This window comes from uncultured Winogradskyella sp., from assembly GCF_937958655.1.
Classification (GTDB): Bacteria; Bacteroidota; Bacteroidia; order Flavobacteriales; family Flavobacteriaceae; genus Winogradskyella.
Window position 1 is genome coordinate 26,107 of the sequence record NZ_CALGNH010000047.1, and the last position, 8,969, is coordinate 35,075.

Annotated in this window: 7 protein-coding genes; 6 read left to right on the forward strand and 1 reads right to left on the reverse strand. The window is 34.3% G+C overall.

What is annotated here, in order from left to right; translation table 11 throughout:
• Positions 1 to 3: 3 nt before the first annotated feature.
• On the reverse strand, positions 4 to 1,842 hold the full coding sequence (locus tag Q0800_RS09680; protein WP_299129194.1) for a sodium:proton antiporter: 1,839 nt from the start codon (positions 1,840 to 1,842) through the stop codon (positions 4 to 6).
• Positions 1,843 to 1,945: 103 nt separating this feature from the next.
• On the opposite strand from Q0800_RS09680, the gene Q0800_RS09685 reads away from it, so the two are divergent.
• The 6 genes from Q0800_RS09685 to Q0800_RS09710 form a co-directional block, all read left to right on the forward strand.
• Positions 1,946 to 2,803 carry an MBL fold metallo-hydrolase gene (locus tag Q0800_RS09685; protein ID WP_299129195.1) on the forward strand — a complete coding sequence of 286 codons (858 nt, stop codon included), beginning with the start codon at positions 1,946 to 1,948 and terminating at the stop codon, positions 2,801 to 2,803.
• Between the two features lie 19 nt (positions 2,804 to 2,822).
• On the forward strand, positions 2,823 to 4,427 hold the full coding sequence (locus Q0800_RS09690) for a S8 family peptidase (RefSeq protein ID WP_299129196.1): 1,605 nt from the start codon (positions 2,823 to 2,825) through the stop codon (positions 4,425 to 4,427).
• Positions 4,428 to 4,509: 82 nt separating this feature from the next.
• Positions 4,510 to 6,315: a M1 family metallopeptidase gene (locus tag Q0800_RS09695; RefSeq protein ID WP_299129197.1), complete on the forward strand. Its 1,806-nt coding sequence runs from the start codon at positions 4,510 to 4,512 to the stop codon at positions 6,313 to 6,315.
• 63 nt (positions 6,316 to 6,378) lie between these two features.
• A complete protein-coding gene (gene rnpA / locus Q0800_RS09700; RefSeq protein WP_299129198.1) occupies positions 6,379 to 6,771 on the forward strand; it encodes a ribonuclease P protein component in 393 nt (130 codons plus the stop codon).
• Complete coding sequence (locus tag Q0800_RS09705; protein ID WP_299129200.1) at positions 6,752 to 8,386, forward strand: S41 family peptidase; 1,635 nt, start codon at positions 6,752 to 6,754, stop codon at positions 8,384 to 8,386. The genes rnpA and Q0800_RS09705 overlap by 20 nt, the downstream gene beginning before the upstream one ends.
• Before the next feature lie 97 nt (positions 8,387 to 8,483).
• The coding region (locus tag Q0800_RS09710; protein WP_299129201.1) for an OmpA family protein at positions 8,484 to 8,969 on the forward strand (486 nt) is incomplete at its 3' end.

Consider the following 8,969-nt stretch of genomic DNA (forward strand, 5'->3'; position numbering starts at 1 on the left):
AAGTTATGCTTTTTCGGCATTTATTAATTTTCCTAAGTACACCAACTTACTATTTTTATCAATTTCCTTTTCTATAGTTTCATCTAAAGACGGTATTATATGTATAACATCTTTACTTGTTTTAAGGAATAAAGGAATCTGATCAGAATTACGCTTTATGTCATCTAATATACTATTATAAGACGCTAAGTCTTCTACCGATATTTCGTGTATTTCAGGATAGTTTTCAGAAACTTCGATTAGGTTATTAAAATCATCTGACAGCGTAAATATGCCGTCTTCATCAGAAATGGAGTTGTTTTCTAATTCCGTTTTTGAAGCTAGTCTAAATGTACCGTTTTCGCCAAATTGAGCACCAAACTTTTCCACCGCATAACGGTTAATATCACCATTGCCTGTTAAGGCTAATAAATAACCAATATCATTAAATTCTACATTGTCAGTTAAGGTGTCTGAATATATGTTTTCGGTGTGCGCCTCTATACCTAGTTTTTCTGCCTCACTTATATTATTTTGATTACTATCTACCAACACTACATGCCTACCGTTATCAATTAAATATTGTGCAATTAACCTAGAAACTTTAGAAGCACCAATGATTAAAATCCCTTCAGATTTAGTTAAAAACACACCAGAGATTCTTGCAAATAAACGTGCTGTAGTTGCATTTAAGAGTACTGTACCTAGTACAATCATAAATACTAATGGTGTTATATACTCTGCGCCTGCAACGTCCTCAGCTCTAAGTTTACTTCCAAAAAGCGATGCAATACCTGCGGCTACAATTCCTCGTGGACCAACCCAACTAATGAATAATTTTTCGTTCATTCTTAATTTAGATCCTTGAGCGCTAATAAATACCGCTAACGGTCTAATTATTAATACAACGGCTAAAAACAAAGCCAAGGTTTCCCAACGGTATAATAACATTAACTCGTCGTAATTAATATTAGCAGACAGTAGAATAAACAAAATAGAAATTAATAATACACTGAGTGATTCTTTAAAATACAAGAGTTCCTTAATATTATCGAGCTTACTATTACCAATAACCATTCCCATAACTACAACCGCAAGTAAGCCAGACTCGTGCGCAAAAATTTCAGATTCAATAAAAACCAAAAGCACCGCAGACAAGGATACTACGTTAAGTAAATAATGTGGAATAAACTTCTTATTAATTGCAAAAACTAAGGCATGTGCAAAGGTAAACCCAAACGTAGTTCCGAAAAGAACAATTTTACCAAACTCTATTAAAGCCGTCTTTGTAAAGCCTACTTCTCCACCTACAAAAATAAATTCAAACACCAATACTGCAACTAAAGCACCTATTGGATCAATAAGGATACCCTCCCACTTTAGTACTGTTGATATATCTCGTTTTAAAGGTATATTTCTTAGTATTGGAGTGATTACCGTTGGGCCTGTTACAATTATTAATCCCGCAAATAGAAAACATAGATCCCAACTTAACTCAAATAAATAATGAGCCAATACCGCGGCACCAAAAAAGGTCACTGCAGCACCAACTGTTATTAACTTTGTAATTACAGGTCCCACAGTTCTAATTTCGCTTCGCTTTAAGGTAAGACCTCCCTCAAAAAGTATAATACTAATGGCAAGCGAGACAAAATAAAATAACCCTTCCCCAGGGAAAAGTCCTTTTTTTCCATTCCAAATCGGTTCAATCCATTTAGACCCATCTTCATTTATAAATTCTGCTGCAATAGGCCCAACCAATAAACCAATGAGAATTAAAGGTAAAATTGCAGGAATCTTAAATTTCCAAGCTACCCATTGTGCCAAGATTCCGAGAATAATAATACCTGCTAATTCTACCATTGTTGTGTGTTTTAATTCCTTTCGAAAATAGGTTTTTTTTTACAACCTTAAAAATCCTATTCTATAGGATATTTTACCTCGTATTTTGGTAAATTGCAAGTCTATGCAATTATATCCCATAAACGCAGGAAATTTTAAATTAGATGGTGGCGCCATGTTTGGTGTTGTCCCTAAATCACTTTGGACTAGGACAAACCCTGCAGACCACAATAACATGATCGATATTGCGGCACGTTGTTTGTTAATTGAAGATGGCAACCGCCTAATTTTAATTGACACAGGTATGGGCAATAAACAAAGTGATAAATTTTACGGTTACTATTTTCTTTGGGGAGACGATACTATAGATAAATCTCTTGCTTCATACGGCTTTCATAGAGATGATATTACCGATGTTTTTATGACCCATCTGCATTTTGATCATTGTGGAGGGGGCATAAAATGGAATAAAGATAAAACAGGTTATGTGCCAGCTTTTAAAAATGCGCATTTTTGGAGCAATGCTGACCACTGGAAATGGGCTACAGAACCCAATAGAAGAGAAAAAGCCTCCTTCTTAAAAGAAAACATTTTGCCAATGGAAGAATGTGGGCAATTAAAGTTTACATCACCACCAGAAGAACATGTTTTAAAAAATTCTGAATTGGGTTTTGATATCTTTTTTGCCAGCGGCCATACAGAAAAACAAATGATTCCAATGATACGCTACAAAGAAAAAACCATTTGCTTTATGGCAGATTTATTACCTACAGCTGGTCATTTACCACTCCCCTATGTAATGGGTTACGATACCAGACCATTACTGACTTTAGACGAAAAAGAATTATTTTTGAATATGGCTGCCGAACAAAATTTTTACTTATTTTTAGAGCACGACGCTCATAACGAAATTATTACCGTTAAACATACCGAAAAAGGTGTGAGACTTAACGATGTTTTTACGTGTAAACAACTACTTTAATTAAATAAATACCATTAATATGAAATTGAATTATAAATTATTAGGCTATGTTGGGATTTCGGCCGCAGTACTCTTTGGTTGTGGCTCAACAGCAGATATACTTACAACCCCTATTGAAAATATTGATACATCACCACTAAAAGTAACCGATTTAACCGATGCTGAAAAAAAGAATTGGGGACATTTAGACCTAGAAAGAGACACCATACCTGGTATGGCTGTAGATAGAGCCTATTCTGAAATTATTAAAGGAAAAAAAGGAACAAAAGTTATCGTTGCAGTAATAGATTCTGGAATTGATATTGACCACGAAGATCTAGATGATGTCATCTGGACTAACCAAGATGAAATCCCTAATAACGGAAAAGATGATGATAAAAACGGTTACGTAGATGATATTCATGGTTGGAATTTCTTAGGTGATGCCTATGATGAGCAATTAGAGTACGTACGTATTATATCAGCTAATGACACCTCTAACCCTAGATATGAAGAAGCTAAAGCACTTCTAGAATCTGAGCGCCAAACATGGATGGGACGTAAAACACAATACGACCAAATAGCACAAGCCGTAAATAATACACACGAAACACTTAGTAAATATCTAAATAAAGAAGATTACACTATGGAAGAGATTAATGCCATCTCTTCCGAAGATCAAAGCATACAACAAGCCGTACAAATTGCTAAACAAATGAACGGCAATGGTTATACTGTACAAAAAGCTAAAGTGGAACTTAAAGGCATACAAGAGCAAGTTAACGAGCGCTTAAATTATAATTTAAACCCAGATTTTTCTGGCAGAAAAACGAATGACGATATCAACGATATGTCAGATACTGGTTATGGTAACGGCAATGTAAAGCATGTTAAAAAATCAGAATCTCACGGTACGCATGTTGCTGGTATTATTGCTGCAGAACGCAATAATGGTAAAGGAGCAAATGGTGTTGCTAATAATGTTGAAATTATGGCATTACGCGTTGTACCAAACGGTGATGAATATGATAAGGATGTAGCGCTATCTATTCGTTATGCCGTAGATAACGGTGCTAAGGTAATCAACGGAAGTTTTGGCAAGTCGTTTTCGCCACACTCGCAATGGGTAAGAGATGCCATTAAGTACGCTTCAGATAATAATGTTGTATTTGTACACGCGGCTGGTAACGACAGTAACAATGTAGATACTGAGCCCAATTTCCCAGATGATAACGTCAACTTTGTAGAGGTTTCAGATACTTACATTAGAGTAGGGTCTTTAACCCAAAAATATGGCTCTAAAATGGTATCTGGTTTTTCTAATTATGGAAAAATGAACGTAGATGTTTTTGCGCCAGGTTCTGAAGTGTATTCTACAACACCAGAAAACGAGTATGACTTTAAAGGAGGAACATCTATGGCAGCGCCAGGTGTAGCTGGTATAGCCGCTTTAATAAGGTCTCAATACCCTAACTTATCGGCAGCTCAGGTAAAGCAAGTTATTTTAGATTCTGGCCTACCGTTAACCACAAAAGTAGTTGTAGGCGGAGATGCTAACAACGTAAAGCCTTTTTCAGATTTATCTAAATCTGGTAAAATTGCAAATGCTTATAATGCTTTAATTATGGCGTCTAAAATTAAATAGGCACTACTAAATAAATTCTTAAAAAAGTGTCTAAATGCTAAAAATCATTTAGACACTTTTAAATTATATAATTAAATATTTTATGAAAAAGCTCTTTCTAAATTTAACGTGTTTAGCACTTCTTCTGTCGTGTGGAGCCACAGAAAAACCAGTAAAATCTCAAACAAAACCAATAGCATTAGCTAATAATGGGTATTGGCAACAACATGTGGATTACGACATGGAAATTGATATGGATGTCAATTCGTTTCAATATAAAGGAAAACAAAAGTTGGTCTATACTAACAACTCACCAGATGTGTTGAATCGTGTGTATTACCATTTATATTTCAATGCCTTTCAACCAGGCAGCGAAATGGATGTGCGCTCTAGAACCATTGCGGATCCAGATCCTAGAGTTGGTGATCGTATTAGCAAGCTTAAGCCCAATGAAATAGGTTATATTAATGTCAATTCTCTTAAACAAGATGGTAAATCAATTTCTCACGAAACTGTTGGTACTGTATTAGAGGTCAAATTAGACAAGCCCATTCAACCAGGTGAACAAGTGACCTTTGATATGGATTTTAATGCCCAAGTGCCTCTCCAAATCCGTCGCTCTGGCAGAAACAATAAAGAAGGAGTAGCCTTATCAATGACACAATGGTTTCCTAAATTAGCAGAATATGATGGTGAAGGTTGGCATGCAGATCCTTATATAGGGAGAGAGTTTCATAGTGTTTGGGGAGACTTTGATGTAAAATTAACTATTGATAAAGATTATGTTGTTGGTGGTACTGGTTACCTTAAAAGTGAAACAAAAGCTAGTGGAAATAAAAAAACCTTACATTTTGAAGCGCCAAACGTACACGATTTTACTTGGGCAGCTGATCCCGATTTTATTCATGATACTCTAGAAATGCCAAATGGCCCAACTTTACATTTTTACTACAAAAAAGACCTAGAGTCAAACTATTTAGAGAACTGGAAAAAACTACAACCTGATACGGCTAAGTTGATGACTTATTTTAGTGAAAATATTGGGCAATATCCTTACGATCAATACTCGGTTATACAAGGTGGAGATGGTGGTATGGAATATGCTATGTGCACCTTAATCACAGGTAAACGTAATTATGGAAGTTTAGTTGGTGTAACAGCCCATGAGTTGGCACACACTTGGTTTCAATTTTTGTTAGCAACCAACGAAGCAAAGCATGAGTGGATGGACGAAGGTTTTACAAGTTACATCTCTAATTTGGCGGAAAACGAATTGCGCGAAAACAAACAAGAAAACCCACAATCTGGTTCTTACAGAGGGTACATTGGCTTAGCTAATTCTGGATATGAGCAACCTTTAACTACACATGCAGATCGTTATAAATACAATCAAGTATATGGCGCTGCGGCTTATAGTAAAGGTGCTGTTTTTATAGCGCAACTAGGTTATGTAATCGGCGAAGATAATTTAAAGAAAACCATAAAAAAATACTTTAATGATTTTGCGTTTAAGCATCCTAAACCAATGGACATAGTAAGAACTGCTGAACGCATTACAGATCTAGAACTCGATTGGTATTTAATAGACTTTGCGCAAACCACCAACACCATAGATTATAGCGTAAAATCAGTAGATGGAAAAACAATTACTTTAGAGCGTATCGGTTTAATGCCAATGCCAGTTGATCTTTCTGTGACGTATACAGACGGTTCTACCGAAGATTTTTATATTCCATTACAAATGATGCGAGGTGAAAAACCAACCTCAGCAACAATTGTTAGCGATTGGGCTTGGGCGATGCCAACCTATACGTTTGATGCAAAAAAAGTGGTGAAATCCGTTGAAATTGATGCTTCTAAAATGATGGCGGATGTAAAGCGCGAAAATAATACGTTTACAGTAGAATAAATATTTATACAAATAGATTATTAAAACCATGTCTAGTTGGCATGGTTTTCTATTTTTGTTATCATGCGGTTTAAATACTCTAAAAAAGATAAGCTAAAAAGTAAGAAGCTCATTGAACAATTATTTACGGAAGGTAAAGCTGTAACAGCCTATCCTCTGCGGTTAATATATCTTAATACTGAGCACGAAGATGGAAGCGTTCTCAAAACAGGTGTATCCGTGAGTAAAAGACTTCATAAAACAGCGGTTGCCAGAAATAGAATTAAAAGATTATTAAGAGAAGCCTATAGACTTAATAAACCCCTATACTTTAACAATAGTTCAACAGCTTATGCGTTTATGATTTTATACCTTAGCAAAGACGGAACAACCTTTGAAGCAACTGATCGTAAGATGAAACAGTTATTTCAAAAATTTTTAGACAAAATCCCAGAACATGAAAAAACTTCTACATAAAAAGCTAATCATCCCTGCTTTTGCTGTTCTCTTTTTTTTAAGCACTACGGCATTCAAAAATGATTTCTTTGAAATTGCAAAGCAAATAGAAATTTTTACTACCCTATTTAAAGAACTCAACATGAATTATGTTGATGATACCAACCCTGGTGATTTAATGGATACTGCTATTAAGAGTATGTTAGATGATCTAGATCCTTACACAAGGTTTTATAACGAGCAAGATGTAGAGGCTTCTAGAATCAATAATGCTGGTGACTATACAGGCATAGGTGCAAAAGTTTTAACCTTAAAAGATAAGCTCGTTATTGTAGAACCTTATAAAAATTACGCTGCAGATAAAGCTGGTCTCAAAGCCGGTGACGAAATTATAAAAGTAGATAATGTTGTTGTTTCTGACTTTAAGGACGATGCTGGTAATTTACTACAAGGTGCTGCAGGTACAGAAGTTAATGTAACCTACAAACGCCAAGGAAAAACAAATACGGTAAAAATCACTAGAGAATCTCTAGAAATTAAGGCCGTTCCTCATTATTCTATGATTGATGATAAAACCGGTTATATTGTTCTTAGAAAATTTAATAAAAAAGCTTCAGCAGAAACTTTAGGTGCGCTACGTGCATTAAAAAATCAAGGTGCAACACAACTTATATTAGATTTAAGAGGAAACCCAGGCGGCTTATTAAATGAAGCTGTTAATGTTACTAATATTTTTGTGCCAAAAAATCAATTGGTTGTTACTACAAAATCTAAAGTTAAAAAATACAATAAGACCTATTATACCAAGCGTGATGCTATTGATACAGAAATTCCATTAATCATTTTAATTGATGGAAGTAGTGCTTCTGCTAGTGAAATTGTATCTGGCGCCTTACAAGATATGGATAGAGCTGTTGTAGTAGGTGTGCGTAGTTTTGGTAAAGGTTTAGTACAACGTCCTAAAGCCTTGACCTACGGTACACAAATGAAGATTACAATTTCTAGATACTACACACCATCTGGCCGTTGTATACAAGCCTTAGATTACTGGAATAGAGACGAAAACGGTAAAGCCACACGCATAAAAAAGGAAAATTATAATGCTTTTAAAACTAAAAATGGACGTGATGTGTTCGATGGTGGTGGAGTACAACCAGATATAGAAATAGAACTTTCTAAACAAACACCTATTACTAAGGCTATTTTAAATGAAAACTTAATATTTGATTATGCAACTCAGTATTATTACAATAATAAAATTGACGATTATAAAGCATTTAAGCTTTCAGATGCTGACTTTAATAATTTTAAATCTTATTTAAAATCAACGGATTTTAATTTTGAAACAAAAACAGAAAAAGCCTTAGATAATGCTATTAAGGTTGCAAAAGAAGAAGAACTAAATAGTGTAATTAGCACTGAAATGACCAATTTAACAAGCGCTTTACAAGCCTATAAAACAAATGCGATTAATGCCAATAAAGTACAATTAAAATCCTTATTAACAGACGAAATTATAAAACGTTATTTCTATAGTGAAGGTCTCTATGCGTATTATACAGCAAATAATGATGAAATTCTAAAAGCCATTTCTATATTAAATAATCCTAAACAATATGCTAGTATTTTAAGGTAATACCTACTTAGTAATGACTTTAAAAATGGTTTTAACAAAAATTATCTATATTTAGCAATAGAGAATTTTTATAAAAACTGAAAAAGTTCTACAAAAAATGAAGTCCCTACTTGTTTTCATATGTCTATCCTTTCAGTTTGCTTTTGCGCAAAAAGAAATAAAGCATCAGGTTTATTTTTTAACGGACCAATACGACATTCCTGAAACTGAAGAAAGCCGTCTTTTACTGTTTTTATCTGAAATTGAAAACATGGACATTAAAAAAATATCTATCTATGGTTTTTGTGATGATAGAGGTAGTGACTCTTATAATATGTTATTATCTCAGCAACGTGCAAATGCCATAAAAGAGGTGTTTTCTAATAATGAGTTTGATGAATCCGTTATTACAAATGTAGATGGTAAAGGAGAAATTCTTCTTAATGTAATTAACGATAATGATCTTTATAAAATTCGTGGACTAAACCGAAAAGTAGAGATTATTGTTAAACCCTATGATCCTCCTCGTGTAAAAGTTGAGCAACCAAAAAAAGAAACTACGGAAGAATTATTAAGTGGAGAACTTAAAGAAGGAGATAAAATT

Coding starts and splice junctions, on each gene's coding strand:
- Q0800_RS09695 (WP_299129197.1), top strand. CDS start 4,510: ATGAAAAAGCTCTTTCTAAATTTAACGTGTTTAGCACTTCTTCTGTCG.
- Q0800_RS09690 (WP_299129196.1), top strand. CDS start 2,823: ATGAAATTGAATTATAAATTATTAGGCTATGTTGGGATTTCGGCCGCA.
- rnpA (WP_299129198.1), top strand. CDS start 6,379: ATGCGGTTTAAATACTCTAAAAAAGATAAGCTAAAAAGTAAGAAGCTC.
- Q0800_RS09680 (WP_299129194.1), bottom strand. CDS start 1,842: ATGGTAGAATTAGCAGGTATTATTATTCTCGGAATCTTGGCACAATGG.
- Q0800_RS09685 (WP_299129195.1), top strand. CDS start 1,946: ATGCAATTATATCCCATAAACGCAGGAAATTTTAAATTAGATGGTGGC.
- Q0800_RS09705 (WP_299129200.1), top strand. CDS start 6,752: ATGAAAAAACTTCTACATAAAAAGCTAATCATCCCTGCTTTTGCTGTT.